This window comes from Labrys sp. 22185 (assembly GCF_052045555.1).
GTDB lineage: Bacteria > Pseudomonadota > Alphaproteobacteria > Rhizobiales > Labraceae > Labrys > Labrys neptuniae.
Map to the genome: position 1 here is coordinate 88,162 of NZ_JBQEPH010000019.1, position 15,013 is coordinate 103,174.

Annotated in this window: 12 protein-coding genes and 2 pseudogenes; 9 read left to right on the forward strand and 5 right to left on the reverse strand. The window is 57.5% G+C overall.

Translation table 11 applies throughout. The annotated features are described in order from the left end of the window. Positions 1 to 114: 114 nt before the first annotated feature. Together ACTJKX_RS27485 and ACTJKX_RS27490 are read right to left on the reverse strand one after the other, a co-directional pair. Positions 115 to 1,551: an aldehyde dehydrogenase family protein gene (locus tag ACTJKX_RS27485; RefSeq protein WP_440727172.1), complete on the reverse strand. Its 1,437-nt coding sequence runs from the start codon at positions 1,549 to 1,551 to the stop codon at positions 115 to 117. Positions 1,552 to 1,990: 439 nt separating this feature from the next. Continuing rightward, positions 1,991 to 2,875, reverse strand: a complete 885-nt coding sequence (locus ACTJKX_RS27490; RefSeq protein ID WP_440727173.1) for a LysR substrate-binding domain-containing protein — start codon at positions 2,873 to 2,875, stop codon at positions 1,991 to 1,993. A 175-nt stretch (positions 2,876 to 3,050) separates the two neighbouring features. On the opposite strand from ACTJKX_RS27490, the gene ACTJKX_RS27495 reads away from it, so the two are divergent. The 3 genes and pseudogenes from ACTJKX_RS27495 to ACTJKX_RS27505 form a co-directional block, all read left to right on the forward strand. Then, on the forward strand, positions 3,051 to 4,520 hold the full coding sequence (locus ACTJKX_RS27495) for an MFS transporter (RefSeq protein ID WP_440727174.1): 1,470 nt from the start codon (positions 3,051 to 3,053) through the stop codon (positions 4,518 to 4,520). Between the two features lie 49 nt (positions 4,521 to 4,569). Then, positions 4,570 to 5,268: a class II aldolase/adducin family protein gene (locus ACTJKX_RS27500; RefSeq protein WP_440727175.1), complete on the forward strand. Its 699-nt coding sequence runs from the start codon at positions 4,570 to 4,572 to the stop codon at positions 5,266 to 5,268. A 69-nt stretch (positions 5,269 to 5,337) separates the two neighbouring features. Next, positions 5,338 to 5,778: pseudogene (locus ACTJKX_RS27505) on the forward strand (DDE-type integrase/transposase/recombinase); the annotation flags it as partial. A 183-nt stretch (positions 5,779 to 5,961) separates the two neighbouring features. Here ACTJKX_RS27505 and ACTJKX_RS27510 read toward each other — a convergent pair. Beyond that, positions 5,962 to 6,984 (reverse strand): GlxA family transcriptional regulator, encoded by a 1,023-nt coding sequence (locus ACTJKX_RS27510; protein WP_440727176.1) that lies wholly within the window; start codon positions 6,982 to 6,984, stop codon positions 5,962 to 5,964. Positions 6,985 to 7,045: 61 nt separating this feature from the next. Here ACTJKX_RS27510 and ACTJKX_RS27515 point away from each other — a divergent pair, with 61 nt between their 5' ends. From ACTJKX_RS27515 to ACTJKX_RS27525, 3 genes and pseudogenes are all read left to right on the forward strand, one after another. Further along, positions 7,046 to 8,146, forward strand: a complete 1,101-nt coding sequence (locus tag ACTJKX_RS27515; protein WP_440727177.1) for a DJ-1/PfpI family protein — start codon at positions 7,046 to 7,048, stop codon at positions 8,144 to 8,146. 398 nt (positions 8,147 to 8,544) lie between these two features. Next, complete coding sequence (locus ACTJKX_RS27520; protein WP_440727178.1) at positions 8,545 to 8,715, forward strand: hypothetical protein; 171 nt, start codon at positions 8,545 to 8,547, stop codon at positions 8,713 to 8,715. A gap of 443 nt (positions 8,716 to 9,158) precedes the next feature. Further along, positions 9,159 to 9,521: pseudogene (locus ACTJKX_RS27525) on the forward strand (integrase core domain-containing protein); the annotation flags it as partial. Between the two features lie 140 nt (positions 9,522 to 9,661). On the opposite strand, the gene ACTJKX_RS27530 reads toward ACTJKX_RS27525, so the two are convergent. Next, positions 9,662 to 10,786 carry a helix-turn-helix transcriptional regulator gene (locus ACTJKX_RS27530; protein WP_440727179.1) on the reverse strand — a complete coding sequence of 375 codons (1,125 nt, stop codon included), beginning with the start codon at positions 10,784 to 10,786 and terminating at the stop codon, positions 9,662 to 9,664. A gap of 615 nt (positions 10,787 to 11,401) precedes the next feature. Between ACTJKX_RS27530 and ACTJKX_RS27535 the strand changes: the two genes are divergently transcribed. From ACTJKX_RS27535 to ACTJKX_RS27545, 3 genes are all read left to right on the forward strand, one after another. After that, positions 11,402 to 12,118, forward strand: a complete 717-nt coding sequence (locus tag ACTJKX_RS27535) for a response regulator transcription factor (protein ID WP_440727180.1) — start codon at positions 11,402 to 11,404, stop codon at positions 12,116 to 12,118. An 80-nt stretch (positions 12,119 to 12,198) separates the two neighbouring features. Beyond that, on the forward strand, positions 12,199 to 12,864 hold the full coding sequence (locus ACTJKX_RS27540; RefSeq protein WP_440727181.1) for a LuxR C-terminal-related transcriptional regulator: 666 nt from the start codon (positions 12,199 to 12,201) through the stop codon (positions 12,862 to 12,864). Positions 12,865 to 13,061: 197 nt separating this feature from the next. Further along, the gene (locus tag ACTJKX_RS27545) at positions 13,062 to 13,673 is read left to right on the forward strand and encodes a L,D-transpeptidase (protein ID WP_440727182.1); all 612 of its coding nucleotides are present in this window, start codon (positions 13,062 to 13,064) and stop codon (positions 13,671 to 13,673) included. 229 nt (positions 13,674 to 13,902) lie between these two features. On the opposite strand, the gene ACTJKX_RS27550 is transcribed toward ACTJKX_RS27545, so the two are convergent. Then, a complete protein-coding gene (locus tag ACTJKX_RS27550; RefSeq protein ID WP_440727183.1) occupies positions 13,903 to 14,610 on the reverse strand; it encodes a LuxR C-terminal-related transcriptional regulator in 708 nt (235 codons plus the stop codon). Positions 14,611 to 15,013: the final 403 nt, after the last annotated feature.

The following is a 15,013-nucleotide window of genomic DNA, read 5'->3' on the forward strand; positions in this document are numbered from 1 at the left end:
AAGCCGACGATAGGCCACCGGGAGGAGCACAAGTTTCCGTTTCCCCGGTTGCAGAAAGCGGATTTTGTCGCCTTGCCTGGGTTCATGACAGAAGGTGTCGTGACACCCTCTGAGCTAGTCCGCGATGTAGGCGGTCTTGGTCTGGGTGAAGAATTCGACCGCACCAAGCCCCATTTCCTTCGGCCCATAGGCGGAGGCGCCGCGCCCGCCGAACGGCACGTGGTAGTCGGAACCGACCGTCGGCAGATTGACCATCACCATGCCGCTGTTGCTGGCGCGGATGAAGGCGCGGGCCTTCGCGTGCGAGGCGGTGAAGATACCGGCACTAAGGCCGAATTCGGTAGCGTTGGCGAGGCGCACGGCATCCTCGAAATCGGTAGCCTTGAACACCGAGACGATCGGCCCGAAGACCTCTTCTCGGTTGATGCTCTGGCGCATGTTGCCGTCCAGGAAGATCGCCGGTTCGAAGTAGTAGCCGTTTGCCGGCGTCTCAAGCACGCGACCACCGTAGGCATGGCGCGCGCCGCCGGATGGCGCGGCTTGCACATAGCGGGACACGCGCTCCAGTTGCGCGGCGCTGACCAGCGGGCCGATGTCGGACGCCTCATCCAGGGCATGGCCGACACGCAGCCTGGCCGTTCGTTCCAGCAGCCGTTCGACGAAGTCATCGTGGATGGCAGCGTCGACGATGATACGGCTGGATGCCGTGCAGCGCTGTCCGGTCGAATAGAAGGCGCCCCGCACGGCGGCGTCCACGGCCTTGTCAAGGTCGGCGTCATCGGCGACCACAAGCGGGTTCTTGCCGCCGAGTTCGAGCTGCAGCTTGGCGCCGCGGCCGATGATCTGTACCGCGATCAGGCGACCGACAGCTTCCGATCCCGTGAAGCTGACCGCATCGACATCAGGGTTGGAAACCAGGGCCGCGCCGATGTCGCCGCCGCCCATGACCATCTGGAAGACGCCAGGCGGCACGCCAGCTTCGTGCAGGATGCTGGCCAGTTCCCAGGCGATGGCATTGGTCAGTTCCGACGGCTTTAGGATCACGCAATTGCCATAGGCCAGCGCCGGTGCGCTCTTCCAAGCCGGGATCGAGAAAGGAAAGTTCCATGGCGTGATAAGGCCGACGACGCCGACTGCCTCGCGCCGAACATCGACATCGACGGCCTTGCGCACGGAACGCAGGCTCGCACCGGCAAGGCGCACGGCTTCGCCGGCGAAATATCTGAAGGTATGCGCGGCCTTGGTCACTTCGGCGACGGCCTCCGGCAAGGTCTTACCCTCTTCGCGCGACAACAGCGTCGCCAGCTCCGGCGTTCGGCGGTCGATCGCGTCGGCCGCACGGTCGAGAATATCGGAACGCTGTTGCGGTGAGGTCTCCTTCCAGTGGGTGAAAGCCTTACGGGCGACGTTCACCGCGTCGCGGACATCGGCGGTGCTGGCAATGGCGAAGCGGCCGACCAACTCGCTCGTGTCGGACGGATTGTAGCTCTCGCTGCAAAGTTCGGCCGGACGCCATGCACCATCGATATAGTTGTTCCTGACCTGTGGCATGCATAACCTCGCTATGAACAGCGGCACGCCGGGATGCGGATACCGCGCGCCCCTGTATCGCGCGGAGAGGGAAGAATATGCTGTCATTGCCGGGCGCTGCGCGGACAAATTCTGCCGTGGCGCGGGAAGCTTCAACCGAACTTTGCGGTGGCCCGCACTGGCCTCGTCTATTGGCAGCCAGTCAAAGCACGTCACCTTCGATTGCGGGCTTGATCGTCTCGCGACGGCCGCTGCAAAGCCTTGGCCGATTTTCCATAGCGCGGCCAGCCTAACACCGTCGGCGCGGAGCTGCTTGATTCATCTCGACCGGCCCGGCCTTGGGAACGGCCAATGGCTAAAATGGAACTATGGCCGAAGGTGTGTGCTGGGTACCAAACCAAGGAGCGTGCCGGTCAAATCATCTGCTTCGGAGAGGTTGCTGGCGCGGTTCGGTGACATCTTATCTGCAGATATCCTTCACGCATGATCGCAGCCATCGATGGGCCGGGTCCGCATCGAGGCGCGGGTGCCAGAATTGAGAGACGGTGATGGTCGCCGTGCTAACAGGCAATGGGAACATCGCCAAGCCGTTGCGGGCACGGCTCGTCTCCTTTTCCGGTACGCTCGCGACGAGATCCGAATCTCGAGCAAGCGCCAGTGCTGCAGAAAAGCCCGGAACGACTGCGGCAACTCGGCGCCGAAGCCCCTTGGTAGCTAGTTCATCGTCGATCGGTCCGTGGTCGAGGCCACGTCTTGACGCGGAAATATGTCCGAAGGCCGCAAAGCGTTTCGGTGTCACCCTGCCTTCGAGCAAGGAATGCCCTACGCGAACAGCGCCCACGAATCGGTCCTTGAAGAGGGCTTGAACCCGTAGCTCGGGCAAAGGTCGGCTTGTCGCGCCGGTCTCCAGATCTGCGCGCCCCTCGCGCAATGCCATATCGTCGCCCTCCGGCTTCTGGGCGAAGCGTAACCGTACCCCCGGCGCCACCTCCGCGATTCTTGCGATCAGGGACGCGCCAAAGGTTTCCACAAAGCCATCATTGGCATGAATGGTGAACGTTCTCTCCAATCGCGCCAGATCGAGCCCCCTTTCGGTGCGGATGATGGCCTGCGCATCTTCCGCGACCGCACGTAAACGCTCGCGCAGAGCCTCGACCCGCACTGTTGGCGTGAGACCACGTCCCGAGCGAACAAGCACCGGATCGCCGAGCAAATCCCGAATACGGCCCAGTGTCCGGCTCATGGCAGGGGAAGACAGATTCATCTTCTTCGCTGCGGCGGCGACGCTCCCTTCTGTCAGTAGGACATCGAGCGCGATCAGCAGGTTCAGATCGGGCAAAATCATTGGCTGCGCTTTCCGGGTGAGCATGCTTCCTGAAGTGCGTTTGACGCACGAATAGAGTTACAAGCATGCAATTTTCACATCAATGCCGTACTGCTACTTCCTTCGTGCCCCATGCGAAATGTGTGGCGGCCGGCCCCACCTGACCGTGTTGCAGGATGACAACCTCGGCATAGCAATGGCTCAGACAGTTTATCAGCACAGTCATCCTGCGCTGCATCATCGGCCCATTCATTTCGGATACGCGTTGACGGGGTTGTCTGTGGGCATCCTGCTGTCGCAGCTCGGTACGAACGTCGTCGGCGTCGGCCTGCCGACATTCATGCAGGAGTTCGGCGCGACCTTTGCTGAAGTCCAATGGGTAGTCGTCGCCTATCTTCTAACCGTTACCGCCTTGATCGTCGGTGTCGGTCGCTTCGCCGATCAACTGGGCAAGAAGAGGCTTTATCTTGCCGGGCTCATCAGCTTCCTGGCAGCATCCGTGATCTGTGCCTTGGCGCCGAACTTGGTCGTACTGATTGTCGGCCGAGGGCTCCAGGGCCTGGGCGGCGCAGTCATCATGGCTTTGAGCTTCGCCTTTGTCGGCGAGATCATGCCAAAAGATCGCATCGGCCTGGCCATGGGCGTCCTCTCGATGATGGTTGCTCTGGGCATCGCACTAGGCCCTTCGCTCGGGTCCCTCGCGCTCGTGACCTTCGGCTGGAGGGCGATGTTCTGGATAAACCTGCCGTTCGGGCTGCTCACTTATGTTCTGTTAAGCCGTTATTTGCCTCGAACCGTCGACCCGGCGCGCAGCGTTCGATCCCTTGGCAATTTCGATTGGTCTGGCACGATCGTCCTGAGCCTTACTCTTCTTGCCTATTGCGTCGCCATGACGTTGTCGGGAAGTCATGGCATCAACCACTCCCTGGTCCTCGAGTACCTCGCCGGAGCAGTTCTCGGACTGGTCCTCTTTCTCGCAATCGAGATCAAGGCCCGGCAGCCGCTGCTATCGCTGGGCTTGTTCCGGGACCGATTGCTCTCGACAAGCATGATGGTCAGCGTCCTCGCCTACGCAGTCATGATGGCGACGTTGGTACTGAGCCCTATCTTTCTGACACGAGGAGTCGGCCTCGATACCCGTACAACCGGCCTCGTCATGACAGTTGGCCCGTTGACTTCAGCAATGATGAGCATTCCAGCCGGTTGGATGTCCGACCGCGTTGGGCCAAGGCTCACACTGCTAGGTGGTCTCACCTTAATGACCATCGGCTCGGCCTTCATGTCGTTGATCACTATAGAGCACGGCGTTCAGGAGTATGTCGCCTCGATCGTTCTCATCAGCGTGGGCCTGGCCTTCTTCCAGACGCCCAATAATACGGCCGTGATGAGCGCTGCGCGATCCGAGCAGCGCGGCCTGGTGTCGGCGCTCCTCGCCCTTGGCCGCAATCTCGGCCTGATCACCGGCGCATCTTTGATGGGAGCCATCTTCGGTGCCGCTGCCGGCCAGACCGGTCCAGCGAGCGGCGGCACTACCGCAGCCACACAGGCCGCAATTGCACGAGGCATGGAGAGCACGTTCCGGGTCGCAGCCGCGATGGCAGGATGTGCCCTGATCCTTGCCCTGGTCGGTTTCAGGCGCCGCGTCACGGGCCTTGCGTCCAGATAGGCAGCAGCCTCGCCCTCAGCTTCACTATTACAAACCCCGGAGAACACCAATGACCGACATTCCCCATGACGACCTGCTGGAGGTCGCGACCGCTTGCCGTATTCTGCACATGGAAGGGCATGCCGACATGACACTCGGCCACCTGTCGCTCCGTGACCCTTCCGGCCGGGGCGTCTGGATCAAACGCTCCGGCATCGGGCTCGGTGAGGCCATAGGGCCGGAGGATTTCGTCCTGATCGATTTCGAGGGACGCAGGCTCACAGGAGAGGGGCGTATCCACAAGGAATGGCCCATCCACACCGAAGTCTTGCGCGCCCGTTTGGATGTGCACTGCGTTGGGCACAGTCATCCGTTCTTTGCCACGGCCTTCTCCGCCCTCGATGTCGAACTGCAGGCGGTCACCAATGAGGCGGCCAATCTTGGCCTGCCGGTTGGGCGTTTCGATGAGACGACCGGCCTGATCGACACGCCGGCGCTTGGTGCGAGTCTGGCCCGCTCACTCGGCTCGCAATCGACAGTGCTCATGCGCAACCATGGCGTCCTGTTCGTGGGCGGCTCGATTGCGGAGGCGGCGTTGATGGGCATTTTTCTTGAAGGGGCTTGCCGCGCGCAGATGCAACTGCTCGCCACCCAGTTACCTTACAAAACGACACCTGCATCGGAGCTGAAGGCAAAGAAGGACCAAATCTTCGACCCCGTGCTGATCGATACCTTCTGGAGCTTTTACAAGCGCAAAGTGGCGAGATAATCGGCTCTGTCGCAAGCGGACGGCAAGCTATGTCAGACCATGAAGCTCCCCGTCTTTGAGCAGCTCGTGATGTTCAAAGGTCGCCACTTCGATCGTTCTGAGATCTTGCTGCGCATTCGCTGGGATCTGGCGTACAAACCTCAGCCTGCGCGATCTGGAAGAGATGATGGCCGAGCATGGGATCCCCGTGGATCAGTCCACTATCTACCGCTGGTTTGTTGGCTTCTCTCCGCCGCTGTTCGAGCGGTTCAACCGGCGCAAACCGATCATCACGAGACGATGGCATATCGATGACCCGAAGGGGAGCGCTGAGCAGCAAGATTTACATTTGGGACGGCGGACACTGGGTGTGTATGTACCGAACCATTGACGGTGTTAGCGACACGGTTGCATTTTTCTTCAACGAGCACCGGGATGTGGCGGTCGCGAACGGTTTATCCGCAGGGCACTCCGGCGCCCGTACGCGCTATCGTCAACGGCAGCCGGACAAACCGCGAGGTCATCACGGCCGGTCCGACCTCACTCATTTAACCGGTCTGCCTGGCCGGTTAGACCCAGATGGCGAGCGATTTATGACAGAATTGGTCGCGGGGGGAGCGCAGCCAAGTCATACTCCACAGCACGCCACAATATTCTCTCGACGGATTACGACGTAGGCGATTGGCGGCCTCATGCCACCGCAACAATAGTGCCCTACCCCGCCCCGAAACGTTCGCGATAGAAGCCAGGCGTAATGCCAAGCCGCTTATGGAATGCTCGATGCAGCGCATGGAGGCTTCCAAAACCTGCGCGTTCGGCAATGCGAGCCAGGGGCCAATCTGACGTCTCCAGCAGCGTCTTTGCACGTGCAATGCGAGCTGCCTCGACGAATTGAGCGGGCGTGGTGCCGGTCTCCTTGTGGAACGACCGCGAAAAGGTGCGCTCACTCATGCCGGCGCGCATCGCAAGAGCGGGCCCTGACAGATCGCCGGTAGGGTCCTCCACGATTTCATTGACCAGGTTGCGAAGGCGCGGCGTCGCCATAGCCTGAGTTGCCAGCCCCGGGCTGAACTGGGACTGACCTCCGGGCCTGCGCATGAAAAGCACCATTTGCCGGGATACGGACAGAGCCGTCTGCGCGCCACAATCGGCTTCCACCAAAGCAAGACACAAGTCGATTCCGGCCGTGATACCGGCAGAGGTATATATTGGCGACTCGGCTACGAAGATCGCATCCGGCTCGACATTGACCTGCGGACGTAATTGTTTGAGGAGAGCTGCCGAGTTCCAGTGGGTCGTCGCTCGCCTGCCGTCGAGAAAGCCCCCGGCAGCAAGAACGAAAGCGCCCGTGCACACGCTGGCAAGCCTGCGCGTTCGGCCGGCGCGCGACTTCAACCACTCGATCAGCCCGGTCTGATAGATGACCTTTCGCAATCCGTCCTCGCTGCCTCCGGCGACGATGATGGTATCGATGTCCTCCGGCAGATCATGGAGAGCGACGGCCTCGCCGAGGCAAATCCCTCCGGCCGAACTGCAAGTCACCGATCCGCCAGTGGGAGACGAGAGAATGAGTTCGTAGGGTGACACATGCTCGGCCCTATAAAGGTTCGCCATCGCGAAGACCTCCATCGGTCCGACCACATCCAGGGCCTGAACGCCGTCATAACCGACCACGGCAACGAGTCTTGGTTTTCGAGATTGATCCTGCATTGGCGTAAAATGCGATAGTTTTGACATTTTCGCCAGTGCCTTCCCACGCCTACGCTAGCGGTGACCGCTTCAACTCGAGATTTCCCCGATGTACCGCCTTCTTCTGAAAGCCCTTTTCTTCCTTTTCCTGGTTCTGCCGATATCGGTTCACGCCGGGGAAGCCCCGGTTGCCGAGATGGACGCCTTGCAATTGCCGCCGGCCAAGTCTAAGCGCCCTCGCCCACTCATAGTCATCGTGGCGGATAATGCCGGCACCGAGACAACCGATCTCATCGTCCCCTATGGCGTATTGAAGGAAGCCGGTGTCGCTGATGTCGTTATCGTTGCAACGCATCCCGGCCCAGTCACCCTGATGCCCGCGCTCACAATCCAACCGGACACGACCATGCGCGCATTCGATGCGAGTCATCCCGCCGGGGCGGACATTGTGATCGTGCCGGCCCTGCATAACGACAGGAACGAAATCGTCATCGATTGGGTACGTGGGCAGGCAAAGAAGGGGGCTTTCATTGCCGCCATCTGCGAAGGTGCATGGGTTGCCGCGCGGGCTGGCATTCTCGATGGCCGGACTGCAACGACCCACTGGTACGCATTGGCCAAGATAGCACGGACATTTCCGCAGATATCGTGGGTAAGAGACAGGCGCTATGTCGTCGACCGCAACGTCATGACCACTACGGGCGTGAGCGCCTCCATTCCGGCAAGCCTTGCACTGATCGAAGCACTGGCAGGACGTGCCAGGGCTGAGAATGTAGCAGCCATAACCGGAGACCAAGCCTGGAAACCAGCGCATGATTCAAGCCGATTCCGCCTCACGGCGGGACACATATGGACCGTCACCAAGAACGCGCTTTCGCCCTGGCGGCATGAAACGCTGTCCATTCCGACGGCAGACGGCTTCGATGAAATTGCGCTGGCTCTCACCGCCGATGCATGGTCGAGGACCTATCGCTCCCAAGCGATCGTTGGTCCGTCCAAGGGCCCTGTCCGATCGCGTCATGGCCTCCTGTTGTTGCCAGACATTGCCCGGGCGAACGAGCATTTCCAATTGCCCCTCCCCCGGACGAGGTCGGCGAAAGCCCTCGATGATGCTTTGTCCGCCATCGCCACCCGCTATGGCAATGCCACGGCAGATCTTGTCGCCCTTCAGTTGGAATATGCTCGCAATGATCCGCAAATAGCGGACTGATCCTCTATATCCAACGATGGCACCAGCCAGCCGCATCCGGTCGGCTGGCCGCACGTTTGACGTGCGGCGCTCCACCTTGATGAGTTGATGGTCCGGTTCGAAGCGCAATCCCGCCATCTGTCCTCGAAGCTCGAACCAACCAGAGCAATACGATACGCGTTGACGCGCCAGGATGCCCTGCCCCTCTACGCCAGGGACGGCCCGGATCGGTTAATTTGCCGAGCCTCCGTCCTGGAATTGGCAGGAAAGGACTTTCAGACCGGCTGCTACCATAGGTTTGATTATGTCATCCAATGACAAGCGCTATTTTTCTACTCGGCCACCGGAACCATTGCAGCTGATCGCATTCCTCCAAGAGCTATTCCCTCAGTTCAGCGACGACCGATGAGGTCCGAAAGGTGGAAGCCAGCGAGCACAACTTGTATTGCGTCATGCGCAACTTCACTTCGTATTTCGGTAAAAATCACCCGGAGCAGGCAGAACGACAACTTATTGCCTTGGGTCTTTTGTTCGATGAGGCGGTTAGAGCGCCGTTTCCACATGTTTTCTTGAACATCTTCGCCAACTGAATGGCTACAAGCGATTGGCGCCGTACATCACCAGAGAACCGGAGAGCGGGCTCACGCCTAGCGCTCAATAAGTCGACGACGCGAACCTCGCTCAAGTTCAAGGCTTTAAACGCAAAACGCCACCTGGGTAGTTAGACCCAGATGGCGATTGACTTATGACAGAATTGGTTGCGGGGGCGGGATTTAATCATTACTTGCGATCATTGCAGGCGCATCGCAGCGTACTAGAAATCCTGCTTTCCGATGATTCTAGAGGTTTATTCCGTACTGCGGCGTAGCCCCGCAGATCCGAGTTTGAGCGCACGACCGTCTCTTCCCTGCAGTTGCTTCAATCGTGGATCTGCTTTCTACCGGAACTTTCGACACTCCAATATAAAGTACGACTTCAGACAACCATGCCGCGGGGGCGAAGGCCAGGAAGAATTGTCGGCCGCCTTCAGGAAGGCGAGGGTATCGTCACCACACTCGAGCGGGCGTGCCGTCAGCATGGCTATCCGCAATAGATCCGTGTCGACCAAGGGTCCGAGTTCATCTCCCGCGATCTCGATCTTTGGGCCTACCAAAAGGACGTCGTGCTTGACCTCTCGCGGCCGGGCAAACCGACCGATAACTCGTTCATCGAGCCGTTCAATGGCAAGTTCCGCGCGGAGTGCTTGAACGCCCATTGGTTCCTGACGCTTGACGATGTCCGCCAGAAGATGGAGCAATGGCGTAGAGACTACAATGAGTTTCGTCCTCACAGCGCCATCGGCAACAAAGTGCCGATTTCGCTCACAAATGGCTCTGGCGCACCCCATCCGCCATGAGCCTTTCAGCCTGGAAAATTCTCCAGTCGGGCGGTCCAAATTCGGGGAGCACCTCACAGCCCCCGGAAAATCCTCCAGCCGGATGGTTCAAATTTGGGGAGCACGTCACATAATCGGGCGCGCCGACCTTCTCCTTGATGCTATCGGCCGTTGGGCTGGCGGACCGGCGGGATGAGACGTCTGACAAGCGCAACGAGATCGCTCTGCCGCGACACGCCCATCTTGGCAAAGATGTGTTCGCGATGTGTCCGGGCTGTCGCCTCGCTGACTTCCAGCGCCGCCGCCGCGCTGCGGAGTGTCGCTCCCGCCATTATTTGGTCGAGCTGACGTGTCTCGGCGGGTGTCAATCCGAACATGCGGGCGATTGCTCCCAGCTCGGTCGGCAAAGGGGTTGCGTCAAGTGCGATGAAGACGGCGGCGGTTGCCTGCGGTACGAGTCGCGTTCTGCGCTGGCCGCGAGCAAGCGGCAGGATATGAGCGATAGCTGCCCCATCATCTGCCTTGCCGAGGGGTACACCCAACCCTGCCTCCGGGAGCTGCGTTTCGTCTTCCTGGGCCATCGCAATGGCCTTGCGCAGTTCTTCGGCTATGCGAGAGTCGGTAGCGGTCAGACATCCGCCGGACGACAGGATCGGCAATCTCGCATCGAGCATGCGGCGCGCCGCTTCATTGGCGTGCATAATTCGCCCTTCACCCGCAACGATGACGACACCGGCCGTTACACTGTCGAGCGTTGCTCCGAGAGCCTGCTGCTCCAAGGTTTTCATGTCCAGAAGATCGCTGATCGTCACAGCGCGTCTGATATGTGGCACCAATATTCGCCCGATCATCACCTCACGATCGGTATAAAGGCCGGCATCCCTGTGACGATTGAGACCAAGATGTGCTTGCCGGGTCGGGCTATTGATCAATGTCAACCCAATCGAATCGACGATGCCCTGCGGCTCGCCCCATTCCTTGAGCATGCGTGATTGCGACTGGATCTCCGCGGTGAGATGACGCGAGAACACCTGCGGTTCGTCGAGCGGCATGTCGCGGAGGGCCGGCAGCCGCTCCCAGGATGCCATCTCTTCGCCATAGAGCGGAAAGCGCTCCAGCCAATAGGAATCGATCCCAATAGTCTTGACGAGCGAAGCCCTGCCGTCGATGAGATCGATCATGGTCAGCGACGCATTGTGGGCGCGCAACATTTCCTTGATGCCAATCAGCATCGTCTCCCAGAGACCTGGGTCGAGAGCACAATCATAGATAGCGCCGATGAGCACTGATATCTCCTCGGCGGAGGGTAGATCTTCGACTTTCGAGGAACGGTCTTCGGTGGAAGCGGCGAAATTTAACATAGGATGACGAGGCGGCGAGAGAGACAAGAATGGTTGTTGGCTACCGCTAGCTAGACCAACTGTTGCATCATTGCAACGGTGCGACGGATTTGCCGTCCAGATAGGGTTTATCGGATGAACATCCGATGCGCCTCTCCCTCGACTAGGCAGACTATCCTCGTGAAAGGCGGCCTCGCCACCAAGTAAAAGGCACCGGCCGGCACCCTGCTCGTTGTCGCTTATGGGCAGTTCGCAATGTCGAGCACACCGTGACCAATGTCCCCAGCCGCTTCGCCATGTGTAGTTGGACCAATTCTGGGGCAACAATGTCATTTCGGACAAGTGCTGCATCGCTCGCGGATACGTTTTTAGGTGGCGTGGGAGGATTGCGGCATGTCGCTGGGCAAGAACTGAATCGAAACCGTCGCCGAAGCCCTTATCGCCAGGCTCGAGCTGTAATGGTGGCGATGCATGGCGAGGATCCGAAGAAACCTCAGTCAGATAACACAGCGTCTAGAGGAGATTGGATATTATGAAAGTGCGGCATAGGGTAAGTCGTTGATGCTTATCGAAGAGTATAAAAAAAGCGATATTGCAATCACACCTCTTGTTTATCTTGTTGACGACGATGAGGATTTTCGCGAAGAGATGGTAGCGGGCCTGTCTCGATTGGGTCTGAACGCACATGGATTTCACAGCGCTGAAGCTCTGTATCGAGCTTACGCAGCCAAGCCATCGCAGATCGTTGTTCTCGACATAGGCCTGCAAGGCGAAGATGGTCTGTCCGTCGCGGCCCATTTGCGGTCCTCGCAATCGGTCGGAATTATCATGGCGACAGGCCGAGCGGCTATAGAGGACAGGGTTGCCGGCCTGCAAAAAGGTGCGGATGTTTGCCTGGTCAAACCCATCGATATCAGGGAGCTCGCCGCCACGGTGGTGGCGCTCAACAATCGCGTCAGCAGGCACCACAAGGCGCCACCCCCCCCTCCTGCTCCGCAATGGTCCTTAGTGGAAGCCGGCTGGACACTCACGGACGGTTTGGGGCACCGCCTGCGCTTGACCGTGTCCGAGCAGCGCCTCTTGGCATGCCTGTTTCGTGAGCGCGGCAACACCGTCGGTCGTAGCGCACTCGTCGCAGCCATGGGCGAGGATGTTCACGACTTCGACTATACGCGACTTGACACCATCATAAGCCGTCTGCGTCGAAGAGCCAAAACGGCCAACATGACACCGCCCCTGCATGCAATTCGCGGCCTGGGCTTTACCTTCGCAGATTAGGCTCGGTCCGCACGTGCGCTTCCGCCGGGGATTTGAACTTATCTGATTGAGATAGAACGGTTATTCATAGGCCAAGGTGAATGAGACTGACGGAATACGGCCAATTTACGCGTATCACGGGAGAAATTGTCTCGGATCTGATTGTTATTGATAAAAACAATCTCAGCTTAACCTGTATATCGAGTGCGCTCGCCGGTTATTGCAATGAGTTTCGCGTCAGTGCTTATCGGACGGTTTCCGAATGGAAGCAGGCGGGGTGCCATTCCGCCGAGCCGATCGTTCTGCTCTGTATTGCCGACCAACGGGAGCCGGCTAGCCTGATGGTCGACATCCCGAGCGTGGCCGCCAGTGCCCGGATCATCATCATTTCCCACGTAACGGCAACTGCGACAATCCTCGCAACCTTAGGGAATGGGGCGCGTGGCTATATTCCGGATAACGCGAACCTTGAGGTCGTAGTGGGGGCAATTCGCCTTGTGCGAGCTGGTGGCATCTTTGTACCGGCCGATAGTCTCATGCGATCATGTCAGCAAGCTCAACCGGAGAAACCGACTCCGCTCACCACAAGGCAACTGGCTATCATCGAGCGCTTGCGACAAGGCGAATCCAACAAGGTTATTGCCGAGAAACTGGACATGAAAGTGAACACGGTGAAGGTACATGTTCGCAATATCATGCAAAAGACCAAAGCGCGGAATCGGACAGAGGTTGCATATATTACCAAACAATTATTTGAAGAAGCGTAAGCCATATTTGTTAAAAGTCAAATCTCTCTACGACTAAAACCCTATCTTGTCATTTATATTTTACGGCATTAATGTTCGAGATAACGTTTATATATTAGAGTACCGCCATGAAGCGAGCCAATCACCTACCTGAAATTCGCCCTACGCCATTTTAGCACGGCCAAACTATCCTCCAGATCCACTGGGCGCCCGAACTCATGCAAGCTCGCCTTCTCTCAATCCCTTCTGTTGCGATCATGCTCGCATTGCTTGCCTGTGCGCCATCCGCGCAGAGGGATCATTCGGCAACGCCCGGCGCCTCACAATTTTCCGGCGAACAATTCCCGGTGCGCCTGATCAACAGGGCGCGATTTCCAACCGATTTCGCCGTCACCACCGTCGACTATCCTTCCATGGAGGCACGCGGCTCCATCATCGTCGATACCGGCGCGGGCAAGCTCTACCACATTGAGGGAAATGGCAAAGCGCGGCGCTACGCCATCGCTGTCGGCAAGGCCGGCCATGCTTGGAAAGGCACAGCGACTATCGCCCGCAAGGCCGAGTGGCCAGCCTGGTATCCAACCGACGACATGCTAAGCGAAGCTCCCGGAATGCCGAACCGAATACCACCCGGCTCGGATAATCCGTTGGGAGCGCGGGCAATGTATCTTTATACCGATGGTAAGGACACACTCTACCGAATCCACGGTACCAGCGAACCTTGGACGATCGGCACCAAGGCTTCCTCTGGTTGCATCCGTATGTTCAACGAGGACGTCATCGACCTCTATACCCGCACCCGCATCGGAGCGAAGGTCATCGTTAAGTAAAGCAAATGCGTCTCGAACGATATCTCTAGCGCACCGGATCCGGCCTCGAAACCGGGTCTGATGCCGCGGGTCTACAGACATGCCCCCCCGGCACCGTAGACCGATGGACCTGAACAAGCTGCTGGCATCGTCTTTAACCAGGCCCCGTCATGAGAGTGGGGTTCCCCTCACCTCTCGAATGTCAGACCTCTGCATCAAGTCCGAAAACCCCTATCATGCCATAAGCAGCTCAGCCACGCTTGCTTTCCAAAAATGCCTCGCCCAGATCAGAATATATCTCGTTAATCAAGGAAGAATGAAATATATCTTCTGATTTATAAGCGATAGCTGTTCTGGTATTTACACCGATCTTTTTCATAATATTTCGAACGTGCACCTTTATTGTGCTTTCCCTTAGATTTAAAGCTTTAGCTATAGACGCATTAGATCTTCCGCAGCTTACACCTGCAATGATCTCCAACTCTCTCCGGGAGATACGAAAATCGCCCTTTGGCCCCTGGCCCACTGGAACAGTCCCACGAGTAGCTTTCTTTTCAAAGAAAGAAGCAACGGGGAAAAAGCTACCCCCAACCAGAACCAAATGGATTGCCTTCATCGCAATCTCAAGTGTAAGATTATTTGGAATATAGGCCTGAACACCGACACTCATGACCTCAAGAATTCTGGATATATTGCCGTTTTTTGAAAATACAACGGTTTTCATATTACGCTTACGCTCAAGAATCTCCGCAACGCTTTCCAGATCTATACCGCCACTTGCTTCAAATATAAGCAATAACGGAGAGTCTCCATACCAATCGCTAACTGAGTACCACTCGCGCAGTTCGGAGAATGCCAAGACTGGGATATTTGGGAATTCGACAGCGAGAACGCGACTAATACAGTCACGCCAAAGCGCAAGAGGACACACTACAACGATCGCATCAATTGCATACATTTTGCACGCCCCCGTCAAAAACCTATACTACGACGTCTATGCTCTAAGATTCGATCTCCGGTGATTAAAAGTAAAATAAGCTATAATTATTTTTGTCTTTCTAAGTAAAATTCCATTGTCTGAATATTACTTCTTTTCGCTCGAATATGTAAATCCGGATATTTCTTGCGCTCAAAAAACCCAACGACCAGGAAAGGAGAATATTTATTAAGTATATGCTCGCTTCTGAAGGCTCGCGCGGAAGGCCCGTACCTAAACCACAACACTCGTTCCGATATACCTGAAATACCGGTCCGCCGCCCCCATTCACCCGCGATTTTGCCGACTGCGCTCTCTGATTCATATATTATTCGGAAATCATTGAATTTATATTTTAAATTATCTAAAATTCTAAAAATATAAA

What these genes read in the sequence shown, in the direction of transcription:
- ACTJKX_RS27550 (WP_440727183.1), bottom strand. Translation starts at nt 14,610, where the DNA reads ATGTATGCAATTGATGCGATCGTTGTAGTGTGTCCTCTTGCGCTTTGG.
- ACTJKX_RS27535 (WP_440727180.1), top strand. Translation starts at nt 11,402, where the DNA reads ATGCTTATCGAAGAGTATAAAAAAAGCGATATTGCAATCACACCTCTT.
- ACTJKX_RS27495 (WP_440727174.1), top strand. Translation starts at nt 3,051, where the DNA reads ATGGCTCAGACAGTTTATCAGCACAGTCATCCTGCGCTGCATCATCGG.
- ACTJKX_RS27510 (WP_440727176.1), bottom strand. Translation starts at nt 6,984, where the DNA reads ATGTCAAAACTATCGCATTTTACGCCAATGCAGGATCAATCTCGAAAA.
- ACTJKX_RS27515 (WP_440727177.1), top strand. Translation starts at nt 7,046, where the DNA reads ATGTACCGCCTTCTTCTGAAAGCCCTTTTCTTCCTTTTCCTGGTTCTG.
- ACTJKX_RS27500 (WP_440727175.1), top strand. Translation starts at nt 4,570, where the DNA reads ATGACCGACATTCCCCATGACGACCTGCTGGAGGTCGCGACCGCTTGC.
- ACTJKX_RS27540 (WP_440727181.1), top strand. Translation starts at nt 12,199, where the DNA reads ATGAGACTGACGGAATACGGCCAATTTACGCGTATCACGGGAGAAATT.
- ACTJKX_RS27545 (WP_440727182.1), top strand. Translation starts at nt 13,062, where the DNA reads ATGCAAGCTCGCCTTCTCTCAATCCCTTCTGTTGCGATCATGCTCGCA.
- ACTJKX_RS27485 (WP_440727172.1), bottom strand. Translation starts at nt 1,551, where the DNA reads ATGCCACAGGTCAGGAACAACTATATCGATGGTGCATGGCGTCCGGCC.
- ACTJKX_RS27490 (WP_440727173.1), bottom strand. Translation starts at nt 2,875, where the DNA reads ATGATTTTGCCCGATCTGAACCTGCTGATCGCGCTCGATGTCCTACTG.